The sequence below is a fragment of the Scandinavium sp. M-37 genome, assembly GCF_043558715.1.
GTDB lineage: Bacteria > Pseudomonadota > Gammaproteobacteria > Enterobacterales > Enterobacteriaceae > Scandinavium > Scandinavium vulneris_A.
In genome coordinates this window covers 81,519-104,848 of the sequence record NZ_JBIGIN010000007.1, presented here as the reverse complement: position 1 = coordinate 104,848, position 23,330 = coordinate 81,519, and the positions used below count along the sequence as shown (strand labels likewise).

Genomic DNA, 23,330 nt, shown 5'->3' with positions numbered 1-23,330 from the left:
TGGAAACAGGAACTGTTCTGTGAAGGTGATCAACAATAAACGATTGATTGAGAAATATCGCATCGGCACGGGCGTATTTCCCGGAATTTAATGCTGAATTGTTGTTTTAATGTGAATGAATTGTATTTCTTTATTATTTAAGTGGAATGCGTATACCAAAATATTATGGCATACGCCGTCATGAGGTTTACAGCATAAAGCGATAACCGATCCCGGTTTCGGTTAACAGATGCTGCGGACGGGCCGGATCGGTTTCCAGCTTCTGCCGTAAGTGGCCCATATAAATGCGCAGATAGTGGCTGTGTTCGACGGCGTTCGGTCCCCAAACCTGACTTAACAGCTGGCGCTGGGTCAACACTTTGCCGTGGTTATTGAGCAGCACCGCCAGCAGACGGAATTCAATTGGCGTCAGATGAATGACTTCGTTGCCGCGCTGAACGCGGTGGCTGGCAATATCGACCTGAATATCGGAGAACGTAAACACCGGCTGATGTTGTTCGCCATTACCGTGACGGCGCAGGGCAACGCGTAAACGCGCCTGCAGCTCACCAATGCCAAACGGCTTGCTGAGATAGTCATCGGCACCTGCATCCAGGGCGGTGATTTTGTCCGTTTCCTCGGCGCGGGCCGAGAGCACAATCACCGGGACCTGGCTCCACTGACGGAAGTCACGGATAAACTCAATGCCATCGCCGTCCGGCAGGCCGAGGTCGAGAATAACCAAATCCGGTTTGCGGGTGGCCGCTTCCAGCAGCCCGCGCTGTAGCGTTTCGGCTTCATACACGCGCAAACCGTCACCTTCCAGCGCGCTGCGCAGAAAGCGACGTATCGCCTGTTCATCTTCAACGATCAGTACGTTAATCACAGTTCCTCAGGAAGTTCATCCAGTTGCGGGGGCGCTTCCAGCGGCAGAGTCACAACAAAACAGGCGCCGCCCTGGGGACGGTTATACGCCCGCAATTCACCGCCGTGAACCTCTACTATCGCCTGGCAAATGGCTAACCCCAGTCCGACGCCAGGAATGGCCGACTCTTTATGCCCTCTGGAGAATTTAGCAAAGATTGCCTGCTCCTGACCAGCAGGGATACCGGGGCCGGAATCCCACACTTCAAGCTGGAGCTGGTCCGGCTGGTGTTCAGCAGAAATACCGATGGTGGCACTGGAGCCTGCGTATTTGACGGCGTTTTCCAGCAGGTTGATCAGCACCCGCTCGAACAGCGGGCCGTCAACGTGGATGAGCGTCAGCGGATCCCCCAGCGCCAGCTGAATATGCCGCCCGCCGAGCCCCATTTCCAGCGTGCGAATGGCGCTACCGACCACTTCTTCCAGCGTCAGCCACTCTTTGCGCAGGTTAAACCCGCCGGACTGGATCCGCGCCATATCCAGCAGATTGTTCACCAGCCGGGTGGTGTTCAGCACGTGCTGGCGAATTTCGTTGGCCTGCGGGGCGTGTTTCGACCCTTCGCTTGCCAGATCGAGCGTCAGAATTTCCGCCTGACCAAACAGCACCGTCAGCGGGGTGCGTAAATCGTGGGAAAGAGCGGCCAACAGGGAGTTGCGAATACTTTCCCGCTCGCTTGCCAGCCTTGATAGCTCTTCGCTGGTGGTCAGGGCCAGACGTTCAAGAGCACTGGACACCAGCAGGGTGCAGGTTTCCAGCAGCCGCTGCTGTTCCGGAATCATCAGCTGGCGCAAATTACCCGGTTCAACCACCACCACCCCGTGGGTTTTTTCTGCGGTTTTCAGCGGCAAAATCAGATACGGCACGCCGGGCAGAGTATCTGTCCCCGCACCTGCTGGCTGGCCTTTGTCATAGCTCCAGCGGGCAATAGCATCATCCCACGGGGTAATGTCATTCCCGTCGGTCAGGCCGTGAAGATGCCCGTCGGCATCCGGCAGCAGCACCTGGCTACGCGCATGGAAGGTGGAATGAATGAACTGCTCGCTGGTGCGGGCGATTTCCTGCTGTGTCCGGCCGGTGGCCAGCGCTTTGGACATCTCATACAAATGACGGGTGCGCTGTTCCCGGTAGCGGGCCACGCGGGCCTGGTAGCGCACCCCGGCGGTGAGATTACCGATAATCAGCCCGACGGTTAACATCACCCCGAAGGTCAGCACGTACTGCACATCCGACACCGCGAGCGTGCCGCGCGGAGCAATAAAGAACAAATCAAAACTGATGACGTTGGCGACAGTCGCCAGCACCGACGGCCATCGCCCGTAGAACAGGGCCACCATCACCACGCCCAGCAGGTAGAGCATCACCAGGTTGGCGGCATCAAAGGCCATCAGGAAATGGCTGGCGAACATCGTGATAAAGGCACACAGCGCCACGGCCACAATGCAGCCGCGCAATTGCACGCGCCAGCGGTCTAACCACGGGCGGGCATCGGCATTACGGACGGTGCTGCTGACGGGGGTCTCTTCCAGGGCGACGATCAGCAAATCGAGGTCGGGTGCGCGACGGGCAAGCCGGTCGGCAAAGGATTCGCGGCTCCACCAGCGGCGCTGGCGACGACGACCGATCATAATTTTGCCGAGGTTGTGCTCGCGGGCGTAGCGCAGAATGGCTTTATCTTCAGCCGGGTCGGACAGCGTGGCGGTTTCTGCGCCCAGCTCCTGGGCCAGACGCAGGGCGCTGAGGATGTTGCGGCGCTGCGATTCCGGTAATCGGTGCAGGTCGGGTGTTTCAACGTAGACCGCATGCCAGGCAGTACCGAACTTGGCGGCCAGACGGGCGGCGGCGCGCACCATTTTTTCGTTGCCGCCGCTGTGACCCACGCAGAGCAAAATGGCATCGCGCGTATGCCAGACCTTCTCTTCGCCCTGTCTGTCACGCCAGGCGCGCATCTGGTCATCCACCCTGTCGGCGGTGCGGCGCAGGGCCAGTTCGCGTAGGGCGATCAAATTGCCTTTGCGGAAGAAGTGCTCGATGGCGCGTTCGGCCTGGGCGCCGATGTAGACTTTGCCCTCATGCAAGCGCTGGCGCAGATCGTCCGGCGGCAGGTCGACCAGCACCACTTCATCCGCGGAATCAAAGAACGGATCCGGCACGGTTTCACGCACTTTGATCCCGGTGACGCCGCTAACCACGTCGTTCAGGCTTTCCAGATGCTGAACGTTGACGGTGGTAAAGACGTCGATCCCGGCTTCGAGCAGCTCGTCGACATCCTGCCAGCGTTTGGGGTGACGTGAGCCTGGGGCATTGGTGTGCGCCAGTTCGTCCATCAGGATCAGCGCCGGACGGCGGGCGAGGGCGGCATCAAGGTCAAATTCTTCAACCTGACGACCGCGGTAATGCATGCGTTTGCGCGGTTGGGTCGCCAGCCCGTTTAGCTGGGCGGCGGTTTCCTGGCGACCGTGGGTTTCCACCACTCCGACCAGAATATCGAGCCCCTGCGCCCGTAAACGCTGCGCCTCGCTGAGCATGGCGTAGGTTTTCCCCACGCCCGCACAAGCGCCAAAAAAGACTTTCAGTTTACCGCGATGCCAGCCGGAGGTTTGCTCCAGCAGGCGGTCGGGGTCAGGACGAAAGGGCTCGTCGGTCATGCTTAATCCTTACGGTTTTTTCAGGGCATCCAGCGCCATGTTCAGTTCAACAATATTGACCACTGGCTGGCCGATAAAGCTGACCAGCGGAAGCTGCGTGTGCTCGGCGACCAGTTTAGCCACCGCCTCGACCGGCAGCTGTCGGGCGTTCGCCACCCGGGGAATTTGCCACGCCACGGACGGCGGTGTCAGGCTGTAATCCAGCCCGCTGGCAGAGGTGGTGACCAGTTCCACAGGCACTTTTGCATCAGCCTGCGGATTTTCCGCACGCAGTTGCGCCACCCGGGCTGCCACTTCTTTATCCAGCTCAGGATTACTGCCTGCCAGATTGCTGCCGCCCGATGCCTCTGGATTATAGGGGCTATTGGCGGTGGCGGAAGGGCGGCTGTGAAAATATCCCGGCGTCGAAAACTGCTGGCCAATCAGGTGGGAACCACGAAGTTGGTTATCGACGGTAATCAACGAGCCGTTGGCCTGGTCCGTAAACCACCATTGGCCCAGGGCGGTGGTCAGCAGCGGATACGCGCCCCCGGTCACCAGCGTCAAAAAAATAAGCACGACTAAAGCAGGGCGTAACGTCGCCATTTTGATTTCCTCTTACACCAGACCAAACAGGGTCAACAACAGGTCGATAATTTTAATGCCGACGAACGGCACCAGCAGGCCACCCAGGCCGTACACCCACAGATTACGGCGCAGCATTGCCGCCGCTGACAGTGGCTTGTAGCTCACGCCGCGCAGCGCCAGCGGGATCAAGAACACGATGATCAGCGCGTTAAAGATGACCGCGCTCAAAATGGCGGAGGCGGGGGAGTGCAGGTGCATCACGTTCAGCGCGTTGAGCTGCGGGTAAGTGGCGGCAAACGCGGCCGGAATAATGGCGAAGTACTTCGCCACATCGTTGGCGATACTGAAAGTGGTCAGCGAACCGCGGGTCATCAGCATTTGTTTGCCGATGTGGACCACTTCAATCAGCTTGGTCGGGTTGGAATCGAGGTCAACCATGTTGCCCGCTTCCTTCGCCGCCTGGGTCCCGGAGTTCATCGCCACCGCAACGTCAGCCTGCGCGAGTGCGGGCGCATCGTTGGTGCCGTCACCGGTCATCGCCACCAGTCGGCCTTCGGCCTGGTACTGACGAATCAGTGCCAGTTTGGCTTCCGGTGTGGCTTCGGCGAGGAAATCATCGACGCCCGCTTCGGCGGCAATCGCGGCCGCCGTCAGGCGGTTATCGCCGGTGATCATCACCGTTTTGATCCCCATTTTACGCAGCTGGGCGAAGCGCTCTTTGATGCCGCCTTTGACGATATCTTTCAGCGCAATGACCCCGAGCACCGTTGCACCTTCGACTACCACCAGCGGGGTGCCACCCTGACGGGCCACGCCTTCGACCAGCGTATCAACCTGTGGCGGGAAGTGACCGTGGTTGGCTTCCACGTGACGGCGAATTGCATCCACCGAACCTTTGCGAATCAATCGCTCCTGAATGTTGATCCCACTCATGCGTGTCTGGGCGGTAAACGGCACGAAGGTGGCGTGCAGTTCCTGTACGTCGCGCACCCGCAGGTTGAAGCGCTGTTTCGCCAGTATCACGATACTGCGGCCTTCCGGTGTTTCATCTGCCAGCGAGGCCAGTTGCGCTGCATCAGCCAGGGTTTTTTCATCAACACCCGGCGCGGGCAGGAACTCAGAGGCCTGACGGTTGCCGAGAGTGATAGTGCCGGTTTTATCCAGCAGCAGCACGTCTACGTCACCCGCCGCTTCTACTGCTCGGCCGCTGGTGGCAATCACATTGGCACCCAACATCCGGCTCATCCCGGCCACGCCAATGGCGGACAGCAGACCGCCGATGGTAGTCGGGATCAGACACACCAGCAGTGCCACCAGAACCGTGACGCTCACCGCCGTGCCGCCATAGACTGAGAATGGCCACAGAGTAGCCGTCGCCAACAGGAAGACGATAGTCAGCGCGACCAGCAGAATGGTCAGCGCGATTTCGTTCGGTGTTTTACGACGCTGTGCGCCTTCCACCATGGCAATCATTCTGTCGAGGAACGTTTCCCCAGGGTTAACGCTGCAACGGATTACCAGCCAGTCAGAGAGAATACGCGTCCCGCCCGTGACCGAGGCGAAATCGCCGCCGGATTCACGAATGACCGGGGCGGATTCGCCGGTAATAGCGCTTTCATCAACCGATGCACCGCCTTCGATAACCTCGCCGTCGCAAGGAATGATGTCTCCGGCCTCGACCAGCACGAAATCGCCTTTGCGTAAATCATCCGCCGGAACGTGATCGAGTTGTGCCTCGTGCTGCGGCGCCCGAAGTTTGCGGGCGAAAGAGGTTTTCTGGATCCCTTTCAGGCTGTTGGCCTGGGCCTTGCTGCGGCCCTCGGCCAGTGCTTCGGCGAAGTTCGCGAACAGCACGGTAAACCACAGCCATACGCTGATGGCGGCGGTGAAACCGGTACTGCCCGACAGATGGCCGGTCGCCATCGCCACGGCGAGCAGGGTGGTGAGCACGCTCCCCAACCAGACGATAAACATCACCGGGTTATGCCATTGCACGGCTGGACTCAGTTTTTTGACGGCATCGATCAGAGCCTGACGAACCAGAGCGGGTTCGAAAATTGCCGTTTGCTTACGACTCATAAAACGTGTCTCCAGCGGTCTTATAACGAAGAGAGATGTTCAGCCACCGGGCCTAACGCCAGGGCGGGGATGAAGGTCAGTGCGCCAACTAAAATCACGGTGCCAATCAACAAGCCAACAAACAGCGGGCCGAAGGTAGGCAGCGTGCCGGGGCTGGCGGGCTGGATTTTTTTGCCGACCAGTGAGCCCGCAATCGCCATCACCGGAACAATCACTCCGAAGCGACCGACGAACATGCAGAACGCCAGCAGGCAGTTCCAGAACGGACTATTGGCGCTGAGTCCCGCAAAGGCGCTACCGTTGTTGTTGGCGGCAGACGACACGGCGTACAACACTTCGCTGAAACCGTGAATGCCGGGGTTAAACATCCCGGCGCGACCGGCTTCGGTCATCATCGCCAGCGCCGCGCCGAGCAGCACCAGTGTCGGAGTGACCAGAATCGCCAGCGCGGTCAATTTCATTTCACGCACGTCGATTTTTTTACCGAGATATTCCGGGGTGCGGCCAATCATCAGCCCGGCGATAAACACCGCCAGCAGCACGAACAACAGCATCCCATACAGACCGGAACCCACGCCGCCGAACACCACTTCGCCAATCTGCATCAGCCACATGGGTACCATGCCGCCGAGTGCGGTAAAGGAGTCATGCATAGCGTTCACCGCGCCACAGGAGGCTGCGGTGGTGATCACCGCGAACAGGCTGCTTTGCAGAATGCCGAAGCGGCTCTCTTTACCTTCCATGTTGATGGCGCTGTCAGCCCCAAGTTTCAGGAAGTGCGGATTGCCGTTGAGTTCGGCCCACATCACCACTGCTACGCAAACCACAAAAATCACCGACATCGCCCACAGAATGGCGCGGCCCTGACGGCGATCGTTGACCGCCTCACCGAAGGCAAAGCACAGTGCGGCAGGGATCAGGAAAATCGCCAGCATTTGCACCGCGTTGGTCAGTGCGGTCGGGTTTTCAAACGGATGGCTGGAGTTGGCATTAAAGAAGCCGCCGCCATTAGTGCCGAGCATTTTGATGGCTTCCTGTGATGCCACCGGTCCCATCGGCAGCAGGCCCTTCGCGCCTTCAAGCGAGGTGAAGTGTTGGTAAGGCAGAAAGTTTTGCAGCGTGCCCTGCTGGATAATAAACAGGGCAATCAGCAGTGACAGCGGCAGCAGAACCCATAAGGTAACGCGGACGATATCCATCCACGCGTTGCCCAGAGTATCCGAACTGCGACGGCAGAAACCGCGGATCAGTGCGAATACCACCGCAATACCGGTCGCCGCCGAAAGGAAGTTTTGCACCGCCAGCCCGGCCATTTGGTTGAAATAGCTCAGCGTGCTTTCACCGCTGTAGGCTTGCCAGTTAGTGTTGGTGACGAAACTTACCGCGGTGTTCATCGCCAGATCCCAGGACAGCCCTGGAAGCTGCTGCGGGTTGAGTGGCAGAAAGCCCTGCAGCATCAGCATTGCAAACAGCAATACGGCACCGAAAATATTGAGCGACAGGATAGCCAGCAGATACTGCCGCCAGTTCATTTCTTGCGTGGAAACACCCAGTACCCGCCAGAGTCCTTTCTCCAGCAGGACGGTTCCCGGAAGTGGGGTATTGGCAATAAGCCTTGCCAGCACGGACCCCAAAGGCCGGGCCAGCACGAACAGGACCAGTAAAAAACTGGCGATCAGTAAAAACCCTTGCGCTGCCATCAGAAGGCCTCCGCATTGAAAAGGGCGTAAACCAGATAGCCCAATAACAGGAAAACCAGCACGATGCCGGTTAGCACGCCTGCACTCACAGTCCACCTCCAGGTGTTTGATTGTCTGCAGTAACGGTAGGTTTTTCGATGCAAAGATTTCGCAAAAAACGCAGGGCGGGGTGTAAAAAAAGTATAAAAATGGCAAAAGCCACTAATTAACTAATGGTTAGTATTAATTTAACTTTTGTGTAACTTAATTACGGTGAGGGAGGTTAAAAGCACAAAATAACCCAAAAAAAGTGGTCGGATGAGTAGTAAAATTACACGCAAAGCGTTACTATTTTGCACAGATAACGTTTACCGGCGCGCTTTGCCGGCCATGAAAGGGGAGAGATATCATGTATAAAGAGTTTCCTGCATATGTTGTATTTATGCGTCGTACTTTCGCCGTTGTGGCGGGGGTTGTGGCGCTGCCAGTGATGCTGTTCTGGAAAGATCGCGGACGTTTTTACAGCTATCTGCACCGCGTTTGGTCTAAAACCAGCGAAAAACCGGTATGGATGGATCAGGCCGAAAAAGCGACCTGCGATTTCTACTAAGCCAGACCGCCGCCACCAGGCATAAAAAACAGATATAAAAAAACCGCCATCGTAAAACGTGGCGGTTTTTTTATGCCCTCAGGATTCGCGGTGCGTTGGGAAACGTCAGTTCCTGACAGGAGTCTCGAATTTCTGCCCCTGTGGCAGGTTCGGCAAGACGGCACGCAACCGTCACTTGCACCCATCCCTCAGTTAAAACACTATAAGCGCTAAACTTCCTGATGCTTATCTGGCCCCTGGCCGTGAGCCTTACGTTACAGACATTCACCGGAGAGTTATGACCACCCATCTGGTTTGGTTCCGCACCGATTTACGCCTGCATGACAATATGGCGCTGGCCGCTGCCTGCCGCGATCGCCAGGCAAAGGTCATTGCCCTGTTCATCGCCACGCCGCAACAGTGGCAGCAGCATTATATGGCCCCGCGTCAGGCGGCATTGTTACAGACGCAGTTAAACGCGTTGCAGAGTCAACTGGCGTTAAAAGGCATCCCTCTTCTCTATCGGGAGGTGGCTGATTTCAATGCGTCGGTTGATGAAGTTAAAAAGGTGTGTGATGCGCATCAGGTCAGCCAGCTTTTTTACAACTATCAGTATGAAATCAACGAGCGTCAGCGCGATGCGCGCGTTGAAAAAACGCTGGAATCCATCACCTGTCAGGGGTTTGACGACAGTGTGATGCTGGCGCCCGGCAGCGTGATGACCGGTAATCATCAAATGTATAAGGTGTTTACGCCGTTCAAGAATGCATACCTTCGTCGTCTGAAAGAGGGTCTCCCTGAGTGCGTGTCGGCCCCCGCTGCGCGTGAGGGGGAACTGAGTAAACAGCCTGATATCACTCTGAACTATCCGCAGAATTCGTTCGACGAAGACCTCTTCCCGGCGGATGAAAAAAGTGCCATCGCCCGATTACGCCATTTCTGTCAGCAGCAGGCTGCACAATACGAAGAGAACCGTGACTTTCCGGCCATCGAGGGCACCAGTCGCCTTTCCGCCTGCCTGGCGCTGGGCGTACTTTCTCCGCGCCAGTGTCTGCACCGTTTACTCACCGAATGCCCGCAGGCGCTCGACGGTGGCCCGGGTTCGGTATGGCTCAACGAGCTTATCTGGCGTGAGTTTTATCGCCATTTAATGACCTTCCACCCGGAGCTTTGCCGCCATAAACCGTTCATTACCTGGACGGATAACGTGGCGTGGCGCAGCGATAACGGGGCGTTAGCGGCGTGGCAGCAGGGCAAAACGGGCTATCCGATTGTGGATGCGGCAATGCGGCAGCTCAATGAAACTGGCTGGATGCACAACCGTCTGCGGATGATTGTCGCCAGTTTTTTAGTGAAGGATTTGCTTATCGACTGGCGTGAGGGCGAGCGTTATTTCATGTCTCAGCTGATCGACGGTGATTTAGCGGCGAACAATGGCGGCTGGCAGTGGGCGGCCTCGACGGGCACCGACGCGGCACCTTACTTTCGAATTTTTAACCCGACGACCCAGGGGGAGAAGTTCGATAAAGACGGGGCATTTATTCGCCACTGGCTGCCGGAGTTGAAGACGGTGCCGGGGAAAGCGATTCATAGCCCGTGGCAGTGGGCGGATAAAGAAGGCGTTGAACTGGCGTATCCGCGCCCGGTGGTTGACCACAAACAGGCGCGGCTGGAAACGCTGGCGGCCTATGAAGCCGCCAGAAAAGCTTAGGACTCCAGCGCCAGACGGCGGGATCTGACTTTCATCGCGTGACCCAGCCAGATAACCAGCACCACGGCGACACAGGCCAGTGAACCCCAGGTAATCTGGCTGAACACGTCGATGTAGGCGTTGATGGAATAGTTGATTGCACCCGCCGCATCAAACGCGCTCTGCGAGGTCTGGTCGGCGATAACGCCAGCCGCATAGTTGGCAATCGCCCCGGACAGCAGCATGTAGATGCCGGTCAACACGCCGGTGACGCCCGGAATTTCGATTCGGGTGATTTGCGCCATCGCCACCGGATCGATAAACAGCTCGGCAAAGCCCATTACTGCCATGCCCAGAATCATCAATGGCATAGATGAATGGCCGTAGGTTGCAGACCAGCGAGCGCTCAGGGTCAGAATGCAGAACCCGGCGCTCATCAGGCCAAGACCCAGGGCGTATTTCCCCCAGATACGCACTGCGCGGTTGCCGGTAACCGACTCTTTCACCACCCAGGCGAGGAAAATTCCGCACAGCATCACCGCGAAACCGTTCACCGACTGGAACATTGCGGTCGGCACTTCATACCCGAGAATATCGCGATTCACAAAGCGGTCGATATACAGGCTAATCGAGCTACCGCCCTGCTGGGCGAAGGCCCAGAACAGCAGGCTGAATAGGGTCAGCACCACGATAAGCCCCAGCTCTTTACGTTGTTTCTGATTCTCGGCCTTTTTATAGATGTTGCCGAGCATCGCCAGGCCAATGACGGTGGCAACGATCAGGGCATACAGTGACCACTCTTTCCAGAACAGAACGGCAATCACCAGCGGGGAAACGACCATCAGCGCCAGCAGCCAGCCCCAGACCGGTACCGCCAGTTTTTTACTGTGCAGAACGGCTTTATTGACGCCCACCGTGTGGCTGAAGTGGCGAGTGCCGCAGAGGAAAATCACCAGACCTGCCAGCATACCGATGGCGGCAAGGGCGAAGCCCATCGCCCAACTGTACTCTTCCTGCACATAGCCGCAGGCGATAGGCGCAATAATCGAACCGACGTTACCGGCGGCATACAGCAGGGAAAAACCGCCATCGCGACGCGGATCGGTCGGTTCATACAGTTCGCCGAGCAGGCAACTCACGTTCGATTTAAACAACCCATAGCCGCAAACAATGATAGCCAGCGACAGATAAAGGAACATCGAGGACATTTCGCTGGCGCCCAGCACCAGGTGGCCGACGGCCATTAAGAAGGCACCGATCATCACCGCCATGCGATTCCCGAGGACCTTATCCGCCAGCCAGCCGCCAAGAATAGGCGTGACATAGACCAGAGAGCAGTAGGCGCTGAACAGCGCATAAGCATGATTGTCGTTGTATTTCAGCTGATTGGTGAGATAGAGGATCAGCAGGGCGCGCATCCCGTAGAAACTGAAGTATTCCCAAATTTGCAGGGCGACCACGTAATAAATCGCGCGGGGTTGTGACGATGTCAGTGTTTTCATGAAGCTCTCAGTTCTTGCCAAAAGTGCAGAAGATAATCATTCCGCATTATTCGTTTCTTATATGCTATCCATGGGTGTTAAGCATGAAAGTTCAATTTATATGCTGTCCTAATGCATAAATATACATGATTGTGCTGGCGCGCGTTAAGCGATTTTTGCGCCTAAGCGCGGGCGCTGAAGTGGGGTGCCTATCGACGTAAGGCCACGGGACGGCTATGGTATCCAGCAGTACTAAAGGAAAGTCTGGAGTGACGATGAAAAACAGTGAACTGGAACAACTGATTAACGAGAAACTCAACAGCGGATCGTTCAGCGATTACGGGCCGAACGGGCTGCAGGTTGAGGGGCGAGAAGAGATCCGCAAAATCGTCACTGGCGTAACGGCCAGTCAGGCGCTGCTCGATGAAGCGGTGCGTCTGGAAGCCGATGCCGTCATCGTGCATCACGGTTATTTCTGGAAAGGGGAATCGTCGGTGATACGCGGCATGAAGCGTAACCGTCTGAAAACCCTGCTGGCGAACGATATCAATCTGTATGGCTGGCACCTGCCGTTGGACGCGCACCCGGAGCTGGGCAATAACGTTCAGCTGGCGGCGCTGCTCGGCATCAACGTGGCGGGTGACATTGAGCCGCTGGTGCCGTGGGGCGAGCTGTCGATGCCGGTTTCCGGGCTGGAACTGGCCTCGTGGATTGAAGCGCGATTAGGGCGTAAACCGCTGTGGTGCGGCGATACCGGGCCGGAAAAAGTGACCCGCGTGGCGTGGTGTACCGGTGGCGGACAGGGCTTTATCGATAGCGCCGCGCGTTTTGGGGTGGATGCCTTTATTACGGGCGAAGTGTCGGAGCAGACAATCCATTCCGCTCGTGAACAGGGCCTGCATTTTTATGCGGCGGGTCACCATGCCACCGAGCGCGGCGGCATTCGTGCGCTGAGCGAATGGCTGACAGAAAATACCGATTTGGATGTCACCTTTATCGACATCCCTAACCCGGCCTGATAAGAGAGAGCAAAAGTGCAGCGAGCGCGTTGTTACCTGTTGGGAGAAACGGCAGTCGTTCTGGAACTTGAACCGCCCGTGACGCTGGAGAGTCAGAAACGCATCTGGCGACTGACCCAGCGTTTGCCTGATTACCCCGAAGTGCTGGAAGCCATTCCGGGGATGAATAACATTACCGTGGTACTGCGTAATCCTCAGTCACGGGCGCTGGACGCGATTGAGCGTTTGCAGCGCTGGTGGGAAGAGAGCGAGGTGCTGGAGCCCGATTCGCGGCAGATTGATATTCCTGTCGTCTATGGCGGCACGCTGGGGCCGGATTTGCCGCTGGTGGCCGAATACAGCGGTCTTACGCCAAAGCAGGTAGTGGAGCTGCATGCCTCACAGGACTACGTGGTGTGGTTTTTAGGTTTTCAGCCGGGTTTTGCCTATCTCGGTGGCCTGTCTCCGACGTTGGCGATGCCCCGCCATGCGGAACCGCGCGTGCAGGTGCCTGCGGGCAGCGTGGGCATTGGCGGCCAGCATACCGGTATTTATCCGCTAAATACGCCCGGCGGCTGGCAGCTGATTGGGCATACGTCCCTGGCCATGTTTGATGCGCGTAAAGCGGAGCCGGTGTTGCTCCGGCCTGGCGACACGGTGCGCTTTGTGCCGCAGAAGGAGGGCGTATGCTGAAAATTATTCGTTCCGGGCTTTACACCTCCGTGCAGGACGGTGGGCGCTACGGCCTGCGTCAGTCTGGCGTCAGCCGCTGCGGGGCGCTGGATAAACCGGCGTTGTTTACCGCCAATTTGCTGGTGGGCAACGACCCAGGTGACGCCGCGATCGAAATTACGCTCGGGCAGTTTACCGTCCAGTTTGAACGCGATGGCTGGTTTGCCCTGACCGGGGCTGGCTGCGAAGCGACGCTGGATGACCAAACCGTCTGGGGCGGCTGGCGGCTGCCGGTCAAAGCGGGGCAAACGCTGGTGTTGAAGCGGCCTTTATACGGCATTCGCAGCTATCTGGCAGTGGCGGGTGGGATTGACGTGCCGAAAGTGATGGGCTCGTACAGTACTGACCTGAAAGTGGGTATCGGCGGCCTGGAAGGGCGGCGCTTACAGGATGGTGACAGGCTGAACGTGTTTCCTTCCACCCACCAATTTAGCGGCCCGCAGGGAGTTAAACAGCTCCAGCACGGGAACCGCATTCGGGCGCTGCCGGGGCCGGAGTATCACGAGTTTGATGCCCCGTCGCAGGAGAACTTCTGGCGCGCGCCCTGGCAGCTCAGCCCGCAAAGTAACCGGATGGGATATCGGCTGCAAGGGCAGCCGCTGGTGCGAACCACCGATCGCGAACTGATGTCGCACGGCCTGTTGCCCGGCGTGGTACAGGTGCCGCGTAACGGACAACCGATCGTGCTGATGAATGACGCCCAGACCACCGGCGGTTATCCGCGTATTGCCTGCATTATCGAAGCCGATATGTACCAACTGGCGCAAATTCCGCTCGGGCAGCCGATTCATTTTGTGCCGTGTTCGCTGGAGGATGCATTGAAAGCTCGCGCCGATCAGCAGCGTTATTTTGAACAACTGGCCTGGCGCCTCAACGGCGAAAATTAAGGAACTAATATGCCCGAAGGACCGGAGATCCGTCGTGCGGCGGATGCCCTTGAAGCGGCGATCAAAGGTCAGCCGCTGACCGATGCCTGGTTTGCCTTTGAGCGGTTGAAAGCGTTTGAACCAGCGTTAGTCGGGCAGCGCGTGACTCACATCGAAACGCGCGGCAAAGCGATGCTGACCCATTTTTCAGGTGGATTGACGCTCTACAGCCATAATCAGCTGTACGGCGTGTGGGGAGTGGTGAATGCTGGAGAAGAACCGCAAACCACGCGTGTGCTGCGGATGCGGCTGCAAACCGCAACCAAAGCGATTCTGCTGTACAGCGCGTCGGACATCGACATGCTGACGCCCGAGCAGTTAGCCACCCAGCCGTTTTTGCAGCGCGTAGGGCCGGATGTACTCGACCCGACGCTCACCGAAGCCGACGTCAGAGAACGGTTGTTGTCGAAACGATTCCGGCAACGTCAGTTCTCTGGCCTGCTGCTCGACCAGGCGTTTTTGGCAGGGTTGGGAAATTACCTGCGGGTGGAAATTCTCTGGGCGTGTGGACTGGCGGCGACGCATAAAGCCAGCCAGCTGACGGATGAACAGCTGGGTAATCTGGCGCATGAGCTATTGGCTATCCCACGTCTGTCCTGGCAGACACGCGGGCAGGTGGATGAGAATAAGCATCACGGGGCGCTGTTTCGCTTTAACGTGTTTCATCGTGAGGGGAAAGCCTGCGAGCGGTGCGGGGGCGTTATCGAAAAAACGATGATGTCGTCGCGACCGTTTTATTGGTGCCCCCAATGCCAGACATAAAAAAACGCGCCATCAGGCGCGTTTTTCACATCACAACAACGTAGTTAGCGTTTTTTCACGTCTGAACTGAACTCGCGTTTTTCGTAACCGGTGTACAGCTGGCGTGGACGGGCAATTTTCATGCCTTCGCTGTGCATTTCGCTCCAGTGTGCAATCCAGCCGACGGTACGGGCCATCGCAAAGATTACGGTGAACATTGAAGACGGAATGCCCATCGCTTTCAGGATGATGCCGGAGTAGAAGTCGACGTTCGGGTACAGTTTCTTCTCAATGAAGTACGGGTCGTTCAGGGCGATGTGTTCCAGCTCCATCGCGACCTGCAACAGGTCGTCTTTGGTGCCCAATTCTTTCAGCACTTCATGGCAGGTTTCACGCATCACGGTGGCGCGCGGGTCATAGTTTTTATACACACGATGACCGAAGCCCATCAGACGGAACGAATCGTTCTTGTCTTTCGCGCGACGAACAAATTCCGGAATGTGCTCCACGGTGCTGATTTCTTCCAGCATCTTCAATGCCGCTTCGTTGGCACCGCCGTGCGCCGGTCCCCACAGGGACGCGATGCCCGCCGCGATACAGGCGAATGGGTTAGCACCAGAAGAGCCCGCGGTACGCACGGTCGAGGTCGATGCGTTCTGCTCGTGATCCGCATGCAGGATCAGGATGCGGTCCATAGCGCGTTCCAGCACCGGGTTCACCGCGTATTCTTCACACGGCGTGGAGAACATCATGTTGAGGAAGTTGCCGGCATAGGACAGATCGTTACGTGGATACACGAACGGCTGACCGATGGAATATTTGTAGCTCATCGCTGCCATGGTTGGCATTTTCGACAGCAGACGGAAGGCCGCGATTTCGCGGTGGCGTGGGTTATTCACGTCCATAGCGTCGTGATAGAACGCGGCCAGCGCGCCGGTCACGCCACACATCACCGCCATCGGATGCGAGTCACGACGGAAACCGTGGAACAGACGGGTGATCTGCTCATGGATCATGGTGTGACGGGTCACGATGGTACGGAATTCGTCGTACTGTGCCTGGGTCGGCTTTTCGCCGTTCAGCAGGATGTAGCAGACTTCAAGATAGTTAGATTCGGTTGCCAGCTGATCGATAGGAAAACCGCGATGCAGCAGGATGCCTTCGTCACCGTCAATGAAGGTGATTTTCGATTCGCAGGATGCGGTGGAGGTAAAACCGGGGTCAAAAGTGAACATCCCTTTTGAGCCGAGTGTACGGATATCAATAACGTCTTCGCCGAGCGTACCTTTTAGCACGTCCAGTTCAATAGCAGTGTCACCATTGAGAGTGAGCTTTGCCTTTGTATCAGCCATTTACGGTCTCCTTAGCGCCTTATTGCATAAGACTGCCGGATGCCGGATTCGCTTTCAGGGTGAAGTTCGACGTTACCAGTTTGTTATTCGGCTCACCGCTCAGCTCGCGAGGGTAAACCAGGGTACAGAGCAAAGGGCGCCATGGGGCATACGTTCAATCCACCGTGAAACTAAAGCAAATCAGGGTCTTAGCAGTCCGTTTATTCAAACCTGTCTATCACTATTAACTGTCGGCAATGCATAGGTCAATACTTTCTCACCATTACATAACTTATTCTCAGGAGAAAGAGTGACCCCATAACTTTTACGCATTATATGCCTTTCTAAGTGATGGTTGTAACAATAATGTTTAATATTTGTCAAATCAGGTGAGTAAAATTTAAAATAATGTTGTTATCGTGACCCTGATCACTGTTCCGCATAAAACCCGACAAACTATATGTAGGTTAATTGTAATGATTTTGTGAACGTCCTATACTGCCGCCAGGTCTCCGGAACCCCCTGCAATCCCGAGCCACCCAGCGTTGTAATGTGCCGTTTTAGCTCTTGATAGGGAGTTTTTACATGACGCGCAGTTATAGAAAGGACGCTGTCTGACCCGCACGCAGACCGGAGGAAGGGAAACAATAAGAACAGCATGTGGGCGTTATTCATGATAAAAAATGTGAAAAAACAAAGACCTGTCAATCTGGATCTCAAAACGATCCGATTCCCCGTAACGGCGATAGCGTCCATCCTCCACCGCGTTTCTGGCGTGATTACCTTTGTGGCGGTTGGCATTCTGTTGTGGTTACTGGGTACCAGTCTCTCCTCTCCTGAAGGCTTCCAGCACGCCAGCTCAATCATGAGCAGCTTCTTCGTCAAATTCATTTTCTGGGGCATCCTGACCGCACTGGCTTATCACGCCGTGTTGGGCATTCGTCACCTGATGATGGACTTTGGCTACCTGGAAGAAACCTTCGAAGCAGGGAAACGGTCTGCCAATATTTCGTTTGTTATTACTGTCGTGCTTTCAATTCTCGCAGGAGTCCTCGTATGGTAAGCAACGCCTCAGCACTAGGACGCAACGGCGTACATGACTTCATCCTCGTACGTGCCACCGCGATCGTCCTGACTCTGTACATTATCTACATGGTTGGTTTCTTCGCGACCCATGGCTCGCTCACCTGGGAAGTCTGGACGGGTTTCTTCTCTTCCGCTTTCACCAAAGTCTTCACCCTGCTGGCTCTGTTTTCTATCTTGATCCATGCCTGGATTGGCATGTGGCAGGTGTTGACCGACTACGTTAAACCGCTGGCCATTCGCCTGCCTCTGCAACTGGCTATCGTCGTTGCACTGGTGGTTTACGTGATTTATGGATTTGTTGTGGTGTGGGGTGTGTAATGAAACTGCCAGTCAGAGAATTTGATGCTGTTGTGATAGGCGCAGGTGGCGCAGGTATGCGTGCCGCGCTGCAAATTTCCCAGAGCGGCCAGACCTGTGCGCTGCTCTCTAAAGTCTTCCCGACCCGTTCCCATACCGTATCTGCGCAGGGTGGTATCACCGTCGCACTCGGTAACACCCATGAAGATAACTGGGAATGGCACATGTATGACACCGTGAAGGGGTCTGACTACATCGGTGACCAGGACGCTATCGAATATATGTGTAAGACCGGCCCGGAAGCGATTCTGGAGCTGGAGCATATGGGTCTGCCGTTCTCGCGTCTGGACGATGGCTCTATTTATCAGCGTCCGTTTGGCGGCCAGTCGAAAAACTTCGGCGGCGAGCAGGCGGCACGTACCGCAGCGGCAGCTGACCGTACCGGTCATGCGTTGCTGCACACGCTGTATCAGCAGAACCTGAAAAACAAAACCACCATCTTCTCCGAGTGGTATGCGCTGGATCTGGTGAAAAACCAGGATGGCGCAGTGGTCGGTTGTACCGCCCTGTGTATCGAAACCGGTGAAGTCGTGTACTTCAAGGCCAATGCCACCGTACTGGCGACCGGCGGCGCGGGCCGTATTTATCAGTCGACGACTAACGCCCATATCAACACCGGTGACGGCGTTGGGATGGCAATCCGTGCTGGCGTGCCGGTACAGGATATGGAAATGTGGCAGTTCCACCCAACCGGTATCGCCGGGGCTGGGGTGCTGGTCACCGAAGGCTGTCGTGGTGAAGGCGGATACCTGCTGAACAAACACGGCGAGCGCTTCATGGAGCGTTATGCCCCGAATGCGAAAGACCTGGCGGGTCGTGACGTGGTGGCGCGTTCCATCATGATCGAAATCCGTGAAGGTCGTGGCTGCGATGGCCCTTGGGGTCCGCACGCGAAACTGAAACTCGATCACCTCGGTAAAGACGTGCTCGAATCCCGTCTGCCGGGCATCCTCGAACTGTCCCGCACCTTTGCGCACGTTGACCCGGTCAAAGAGCCTATTCCGGTTATCCCGACCTGCCACTACATGATGGGCGGGATTCCGACCAAAGTGACCGGCCAGGCGCTGACCGTGAACGAGAAGGGCGAAGATGTGGTGATCCCTGGGCTGTTCGCCGTCGGCGAAATCGCCTGTGTATCCGTTCACGGTGCCAACCGTCTGGGCGGCAACTCGCTGCTGGACCTGGTGGTATTTGGTCGTGCGGCAGGTCTTCACCTGCAAGAGTCTATCGCCGAGCAGGGCGCGATGCGCGATGCCAGCGAATCTGACATTGACGCTTCCCTGGATCGTCTCAACCGTTGGAACAACACCCGCAGCGGTGAAGATCCGGTGGAAATCCGTAAAGCGTTGCAGGAATGTATGCAGCACAACTTCTCGGTGTTCCGTGAAGGTGACGCGATGGCCAAAGGGCTTGAGCAGCTGAAAGTGATCCGCGAGCGTCTGAAAAATGCCCGTCTGGATGACACCTCCAGCGAATTCAACACCCAGCGCGTCGAGTGCCTGGAGCTGGATAACCTGATGGAAACCGCCTTCGCTACCGCGGTGTCGGCAAACTTCCGTACCGAAAGCCGGGGCGCACACAGCCGCTTCGACTTCCCGGATCGCGATGATGAAAACTGGCTCTGCCACTCCCTGTACCAGCCGCAGTCCGAATCCATGACCCGTCGTGAAGTGAACATGGAACCGAAACTGCGTCCGGCATTCCCGCCGAAAGTGCGTACCTACTAATTGCGGAGACAGGAAAATGAGACTCGAGTTTTCAGTTTATCGTTATAACCCGGATGTCGATGACGCTCCGCGCATGCAGGATTACACCCTCGAAGCGGAAGAAGGGCGCGACATGATGCTGCTGGATGCGTTAATCCAGCTGAAAGAACAAGACCCGACCCTGTCGTTCCGTCGCTCCTGCCGCGAAGGCGTGTGCGGTTCCGACGGCGTGAACATGAACGGCAAAAACGGTCTGGCGTGTATCACCCCCATCTCCGCCCTGCAGCGTGCCGGGCAGAAGATTGTGATTCGTCCGCTGCCGGGTTTACCGGTGGTACGCGATTTGGTGGTAGACATGGGGCAGTTCTATGCCCAATATGAGAAGATTAAGCCTTACTTGTTGAATAATGGGCAAAATCCACCCGCTCGCGAGCATTTGCAGTCGCCGGAGCAGCGTGAAAAACTGGATGGCCTGTACGAGTGTATTCTCTGCGCATGCTGTTCCACTTCTTGCCCATCGTTCTGGTGGAACCCGGATAAGTTCATCGGCCCGGCCGGTCTGTTGGCGGCGTACCGCTTCCTGATCGACAGCCGTGATACTGAAACCGACAGCCGCCTGGAAGGATTAAGTGATGCTTTCAGCGTATTCCGCTGCCATAGCATCATGAACTGCGTCAGTGTGTGTCCGAAGGGGCTTAACCCGACGCGCGCCATCGGCCACATTAAGTCGATGCTGCTGCAACGCAGTGCGTAAGTAACAACGCCTGATGGCGCTACGTTAATCAGGCCTACGTGACAGTAGGCCCGGTCTGCGCAGCGCCACCGGGAAAACGGAATTGCAGGAAACCTCTAAAAACTGCCCTGAAGTGCAGACAGTTTTTAAAGGTTCCTTCGCGGGCCCGAAGAGAAGAGCTCGCAAGTGAACCCCGGCACGTACACCTGGTGTGCGTGGTAGTTTCTACGGCGAAAGTAAGCATAAAAATGCTTAAGGGATCACGATGCAGAACGGCGCAATGAAAGCCTGGCTGGACTCTTCTTACCTCTCTGGCTCGAACCAGAGCTGGATAGAACAGCTCTATGAAGACTTCTTAACCGATCCTGACTCTGTCGACGCCAACTGGCGTTCAATGTTCCAGCAGTTACCTGGTACCGGAGTCAAACCGGATCAATTCCACTCCACTACGCGTGATTATTTCCGTCGTCTGGCGAAGGATGCCTCGCGTTACGCGACCTCCATTTCCGATCCTGATGCCAACGTGAAGCAGGTTAAAGTCCTGCAGTTGATCAACGCCTGGCGTTTCCGTGGTCATCAGGCGGCGAATCTCGATCCGCTTGGGCTTTGGAAGCAGGAGCCTGTGACCGATCTGGAACCTGCGTTCCACGATTTGACCAAGGCCGATCTCCAGGAAAGTTTTAACGTGGGTTCCTTTGCTAGCGGCAAAGAAACGATGAAACTTGCCGATTTGATTGCTGCGCTGAAGCAAACATATGGCGGCTCCATCGGCGCGGAATACATGCATATTACGTCCACGGAAGAGAAACGCTGGATCCAACAGCGTATTGAATCGGTGGTCGGTCACGCGAGCTTTAGCGCTGACGAGAAAAAACGTTTCCTCACTGAGCTGACCGCTGCGGAAGGCCTGGAACGTTACCTGGGTGCGAAATTCCCAGGGGCAAAACGCTTCTCGCTGGAAGGCGGTGATGCGCTGGTGCCAATGCTGAAAGAACTGATTCGCCACGCCGGTAAGAGCGGCACGCGCGAAGTGGTGCTGGGTATGGCGCACCGCGGTCGTCTGAACGTGTTGATCAACGTGCTCGGTAAAAAACCGCAGGACCTGTTCGACGAATTTGCCGGGAAGCATAAAGAACACCTCGGCACCGGTGACGTGAAGTACCACATGGGCTTCTCGTCTGATATCGAAACCGAAGGCGGCCTGGTTCACCTGGCGCTGGCGTTCAACCCGTCACACCTCGAAATCGTCAGCCCGGTGGTTATCGGTTCAGTACGTGCGCGTCTGGACAGACTGGAAGAGCCGAGCAGCAACAAGGTTCTGCCAATTACCATTCACGGTGATGCCGCGGTGGCCGGTCAGGGCGTGGTTCAGGAAACCCTGAACATGTCCAAAGCTCGCGGTTACGAAGTGGGCGGTACGGTACGTATCGTTATCAACAACCAGGTGGGCTTCACGACATCTAACCCGCTGGATGCGCGCTCCACGCCATACTGTACCGATATCGGTAAGATGGTGATGGCACCGATTTTCCACGTGAATGCGGATGACCCTGAAGCGGTTGCTTTCGTGACTCGCCTGGCGCTTGATTTCCGTAATACCTTCAAACGCGATGTGTTCATCGACCTGGTGTGCTACCGCCGTCACGGCCATAACGAAGCCGACGAGCCAAGCGCAACCCAGCCGCTGATGTACCAGAAAATCAAAAAACATCCGACCCCGCGCAAAATCTACGCCGACAAGCTGGAAGGCGAGAAAGTCGCGACCCTCGAAGATGCGACCGAACTGGTCAATCTGTACCGCGACGCGCTGGACGAAGGCGAATGCGTGGTGAAAGAGTGGCGTCCGATGAACATGCACTCCTTTACCTGGTCGCCGTACCTCAACCACGAGTGGGATGAGAGCTACCCGAACAAGGTCGACATGAAACGCCTGCAGGAGCTGGCTAAGCGCATCAGCACCGTGCCAGAAGCGGTCGAAATGCAGTCCCGTGTCGCTAAAATCTACGCCGATCGCCAGTCTATGGCTGCCGGTGAGAAAATGTTCGACTGGGGCGGCGCGGAAAACCTGGCGTACGCCACGCTGGTTGATGAAGGCATTCCGGTGCGTCTGTCCGGTGAAGACTCCGGGCGCGGCACCTTCTTCCATCGCCATGCGGTTATCCATAACCAGACCAACGGTTCTACGTATACCCCGCTGCAGCATGTGCATAACGGTCAGGGCCAGTTCAAGGTCTGGGACTCCGTGCTGTCTGAAGAAGCGGTTCTGGCATTCGAATACGGCTATGCCACCGCAGAGCCGCGCATCCTGACTATCTGGGAAGCGCAGTTCGGTGACTTCGCCAACGGTGCGCAGGTGGTTATCGACCAGTTCATCAGTTCCGGCGAGCAGAAATGGGGCCGTATGTGTGGCCTGACCATGCTGCTGCCACACGGCTACGAAGGCCAGGGTCCGGAGCACTCCTCCGCGCGTCTGGAGCGTTATCTGCAGCTGTGTGCTGAACAGAACATGCAGGTGTGCGTCCCGTCGACCCCGGCTCAGGTTTATCACATGCTGCGTCGTCAGGCGCTGCGCGGGATGCGCCGTCCGTTGGTGGTGATGTCACCGAAATCTCTGCTGCGTCACCCACTGGCGGTATCGAGCCTCGAAGAGCTGGCCAACGGCACCTTTATGCCTGCGATTGGCGAGATTGACGAGCTGGATCCTAAAGCGGTGAAACGCGTGGTGATGTGCTCCGGTAAGGTGTACTACGACCTGCTGGAACAGCGTCGCAAGAACAATCAGAAAGATGTCGCCATTGTGCGTATCGAACAGCTTTATCCGTTCCCGCATCAGGCGATGCAGGACGCACTGAAACCATACGCTCACGTGCATGATTTTGTCTGGTGCCAGGAAGAGCCGCTCAACCAGGGCGCCTGGTACTGCAGCCAGCATCACTTACGTGAAGTGATTCCATTTGGGTCTGCCCTGCGTTACGCAGGTCGCCCGGCCTCCGCCTCTCCGGCGGTAGGGTATATGTCTGTTCACCAGAAGCAGCAACAAGATCTGGTCAATGACGCGCTGAACGTCGATTAATTAAAGGATACAA

The 23,330-nt window shown here is 56.7% G+C and carries 19 protein-coding genes; 11 read left to right on the top strand and 8 right to left on the bottom strand.

The features are described from left to right. Nucleotides 1–187 precede the first annotated feature (187 nt). Genes kdpE through kdpF form a run of 6 tightly spaced genes read right to left on the bottom strand, consistent with a single transcriptional unit; the run spans nt 188 to nt 7,984 of the window. On the bottom strand, nt 188–865 hold the full coding sequence (gene kdpE / locus ACG0Z5_RS07650; RefSeq protein ID WP_394446384.1) for a two-component system response regulator KdpE: 678 nt from the start codon (nt 863–865) through the stop codon (nt 188–190). After that, nucleotides 862–3,549, bottom strand: a complete 2,688-nt coding sequence (kdpD, locus tag ACG0Z5_RS07645) for a two-component system sensor histidine kinase KdpD (protein ID WP_394446383.1) — start codon at nt 3,547–3,549, stop codon at nt 862–864. The genes kdpE and kdpD overlap by 4 nt, the downstream gene beginning before the upstream one ends. A gap of 9 nt (nt 3,550–3,558) precedes the next feature. Then, entirely contained in the window at nt 3,559–4,134 is a 576-nt protein-coding gene (gene kdpC, locus ACG0Z5_RS07640; protein WP_394446382.1) for a potassium-transporting ATPase subunit KdpC, read from the bottom strand. A gap of 12 nt (nt 4,135–4,146) precedes the next feature. After that, a complete protein-coding gene (kdpB, locus tag ACG0Z5_RS07635; protein WP_394446381.1) occupies nt 4,147–6,195 on the bottom strand; it encodes a potassium-transporting ATPase subunit KdpB in 2,049 nt (682 codons plus the stop codon). A gap of 20 nt (nt 6,196–6,215) precedes the next feature. Then, nucleotides 6,216–7,895, bottom strand: coding sequence for a potassium-transporting ATPase subunit KdpA (gene kdpA, locus ACG0Z5_RS07630; protein ID WP_394446380.1), 1,680 nt, complete (start codon nt 7,893–7,895; stop codon nt 6,216–6,218). Continuing rightward, nucleotides 7,895–7,984, bottom strand: coding sequence for a K(+)-transporting ATPase subunit F (gene kdpF / locus ACG0Z5_RS07625; protein WP_394446379.1), 90 nt, complete (start codon nt 7,982–7,984; stop codon nt 7,895–7,897). The genes kdpA and kdpF overlap by 1 nt, the downstream gene beginning before the upstream one ends. A gap of 299 nt (nt 7,985–8,283) precedes the next feature. Between kdpF and ACG0Z5_RS07620 the strand changes: the two genes are divergently transcribed. Continuing rightward, a complete protein-coding gene (locus ACG0Z5_RS07620; protein WP_319629110.1) occupies nt 8,284–8,484 on the top strand; it encodes a YbfA family protein in 201 nt (66 codons plus the stop codon). Between the two features lie 277 nt (nt 8,485–8,761). Then, on the top strand, nt 8,762–10,174 hold the full coding sequence (gene phrB, locus ACG0Z5_RS07615; protein WP_394446378.1) for a deoxyribodipyrimidine photo-lyase: 1,413 nt from the start codon (nt 8,762–8,764) through the stop codon (nt 10,172–10,174). On the opposite strand, the gene dtpD is transcribed toward phrB, so the two are convergent. After that, complete coding sequence (gene dtpD / locus ACG0Z5_RS07610; protein WP_319629112.1) at nt 10,171–11,655, bottom strand: dipeptide permease DtpD; 1,485 nt, start codon at nt 11,653–11,655, stop codon at nt 10,171–10,173. The genes phrB and dtpD overlap by 4 nt on opposite strands. A gap of 254 nt (nt 11,656–11,909) precedes the next feature. Here dtpD and ACG0Z5_RS07605 point away from each other — a divergent pair, with 254 nt between their 5' ends. From ACG0Z5_RS07605 to nei, 4 genes are read left to right on the top strand one after another with little or no spacing between them, the layout of a single operon-like run. Then, complete coding sequence (locus ACG0Z5_RS07605) at nt 11,910–12,653, top strand: type 2 GTP cyclohydrolase I (RefSeq protein ID WP_394446377.1); 744 nt, start codon at nt 11,910–11,912, stop codon at nt 12,651–12,653. 15 nt (nt 12,654–12,668) lie between these two features. Beyond that, on the top strand, nt 12,669–13,325 hold the full coding sequence (gene pxpB / locus ACG0Z5_RS07600; RefSeq protein WP_394446376.1) for a 5-oxoprolinase subunit PxpB: 657 nt from the start codon (nt 12,669–12,671) through the stop codon (nt 13,323–13,325). Then, the gene (gene pxpC / locus ACG0Z5_RS07595) at nt 13,319–14,251 is read left to right on the top strand and encodes a 5-oxoprolinase subunit PxpC (protein WP_394446375.1); all 933 of its coding nucleotides are present in this window, start codon (nt 13,319–13,321) and stop codon (nt 14,249–14,251) included. The genes pxpB and pxpC overlap by 7 nt, the downstream gene beginning before the upstream one ends. Nucleotides 14,252–14,260: 9 nt before the next feature. After that, a complete protein-coding gene (nei, locus tag ACG0Z5_RS07590) occupies nt 14,261–15,052 on the top strand; it encodes an endonuclease VIII (protein ID WP_394446374.1) in 792 nt (263 codons plus the stop codon). Between the two features lie 44 nt (nt 15,053–15,096). Here the strand turns inward: nei and gltA are convergent, their stop codons facing one another. After that, on the bottom strand, nt 15,097–16,383 hold the full coding sequence (gltA, locus tag ACG0Z5_RS07585; RefSeq protein WP_394446373.1) for a citrate synthase: 1,287 nt from the start codon (nt 16,381–16,383) through the stop codon (nt 15,097–15,099). A gap of 637 nt (nt 16,384–17,020) precedes the next feature. Between gltA and sdhC the strand changes: the two genes are divergently transcribed. The 5 genes from sdhC to sucA all read left to right on the top strand — a co-directional run bounded on the left by sdhC (nt 17,021) and on the right by sucA (nt 23,317). Beyond that, nucleotides 17,021–17,425: a succinate dehydrogenase cytochrome b556 subunit gene (gene sdhC, locus ACG0Z5_RS07580; RefSeq protein ID WP_319629118.1), complete on the top strand. Its 405-nt coding sequence runs from the start codon at nt 17,021–17,023 to the stop codon at nt 17,423–17,425. Continuing rightward, nucleotides 17,419–17,766, top strand: a complete 348-nt coding sequence (sdhD, locus tag ACG0Z5_RS07575; protein ID WP_110510095.1) for a succinate dehydrogenase membrane anchor subunit — start codon at nt 17,419–17,421, stop codon at nt 17,764–17,766. The genes sdhC and sdhD overlap by 7 nt, the downstream gene beginning before the upstream one ends. Beyond that, a complete protein-coding gene (sdhA, locus tag ACG0Z5_RS07570; RefSeq protein ID WP_319629119.1) occupies nt 17,766–19,532 on the top strand; it encodes a succinate dehydrogenase flavoprotein subunit in 1,767 nt (588 codons plus the stop codon). Before sdhD ends, sdhA begins: the two co-directional genes overlap by 1 nt. Before the next feature lie 16 nt (nt 19,533–19,548). Continuing rightward, a complete protein-coding gene (sdhB, locus tag ACG0Z5_RS07565; protein ID WP_319629120.1) occupies nt 19,549–20,265 on the top strand; it encodes a succinate dehydrogenase iron-sulfur subunit SdhB in 717 nt (238 codons plus the stop codon). A gap of 244 nt (nt 20,266–20,509) precedes the next feature. Next, entirely contained in the window at nt 20,510–23,317 is a 2,808-nt protein-coding gene (gene sucA / locus ACG0Z5_RS07560; RefSeq protein ID WP_394446372.1) for a 2-oxoglutarate dehydrogenase E1 component, read from the top strand. The last annotated feature ends 13 nt before the right edge of the window (nt 23,318–23,330 follow it).

What these genes read in the sequence shown, in the direction of transcription:
- ACG0Z5_RS07605 (WP_394446377.1), top strand. Translation starts at nt 11,910, where the DNA reads ATGAAAAACAGTGAACTGGAACAACTGATTAACGAGAAACTCAACAGC.
- kdpC (WP_394446382.1), bottom strand. Translation starts at nt 4,134, where the DNA reads ATGGCGACGTTACGCCCTGCTTTAGTCGTGCTTATTTTTTTGACGCTG.
- kdpD (WP_394446383.1), bottom strand. Translation starts at nt 3,549, where the DNA reads ATGACCGACGAGCCCTTTCGTCCTGACCCCGACCGCCTGCTGGAGCAA.
- nei (WP_394446374.1), top strand. Translation starts at nt 14,261, where the DNA reads ATGCCCGAAGGACCGGAGATCCGTCGTGCGGCGGATGCCCTTGAAGCG.
- ACG0Z5_RS07620 (WP_319629110.1), top strand. Translation starts at nt 8,284, where the DNA reads ATGTATAAAGAGTTTCCTGCATATGTTGTATTTATGCGTCGTACTTTC.
- sdhC (WP_319629118.1), top strand. Translation starts at nt 17,021, where the DNA reads ATGTGGGCGTTATTCATGATAAAAAATGTGAAAAAACAAAGACCTGTC.
- gltA (WP_394446373.1), bottom strand. Translation starts at nt 16,383, where the DNA reads ATGGCTGATACAAAGGCAAAGCTCACTCTCAATGGTGACACTGCTATT.
- kdpB (WP_394446381.1), bottom strand. Translation starts at nt 6,195, where the DNA reads ATGAGTCGTAAGCAAACGGCAATTTTCGAACCCGCTCTGGTTCGTCAG.
- pxpC (WP_394446375.1), top strand. Translation starts at nt 13,319, where the DNA reads ATGCTGAAAATTATTCGTTCCGGGCTTTACACCTCCGTGCAGGACGGT.
- phrB (WP_394446378.1), top strand. Translation starts at nt 8,762, where the DNA reads ATGACCACCCATCTGGTTTGGTTCCGCACCGATTTACGCCTGCATGAC.
- sdhB (WP_319629120.1), top strand. Translation starts at nt 19,549, where the DNA reads ATGAGACTCGAGTTTTCAGTTTATCGTTATAACCCGGATGTCGATGAC.
- sdhD (WP_110510095.1), top strand. Translation starts at nt 17,419, where the DNA reads ATGGTAAGCAACGCCTCAGCACTAGGACGCAACGGCGTACATGACTTC.
- kdpA (WP_394446380.1), bottom strand. Translation starts at nt 7,895, where the DNA reads ATGGCAGCGCAAGGGTTTTTACTGATCGCCAGTTTTTTACTGGTCCTG.
- sucA (WP_394446372.1), top strand. Translation starts at nt 20,510, where the DNA reads ATGCAGAACGGCGCAATGAAAGCCTGGCTGGACTCTTCTTACCTCTCT.
- dtpD (WP_319629112.1), bottom strand. Translation starts at nt 11,655, where the DNA reads ATGAAAACACTGACATCGTCACAACCCCGCGCGATTTATTACGTGGTC.
- sdhA (WP_319629119.1), top strand. Translation starts at nt 17,766, where the DNA reads ATGAAACTGCCAGTCAGAGAATTTGATGCTGTTGTGATAGGCGCAGGT.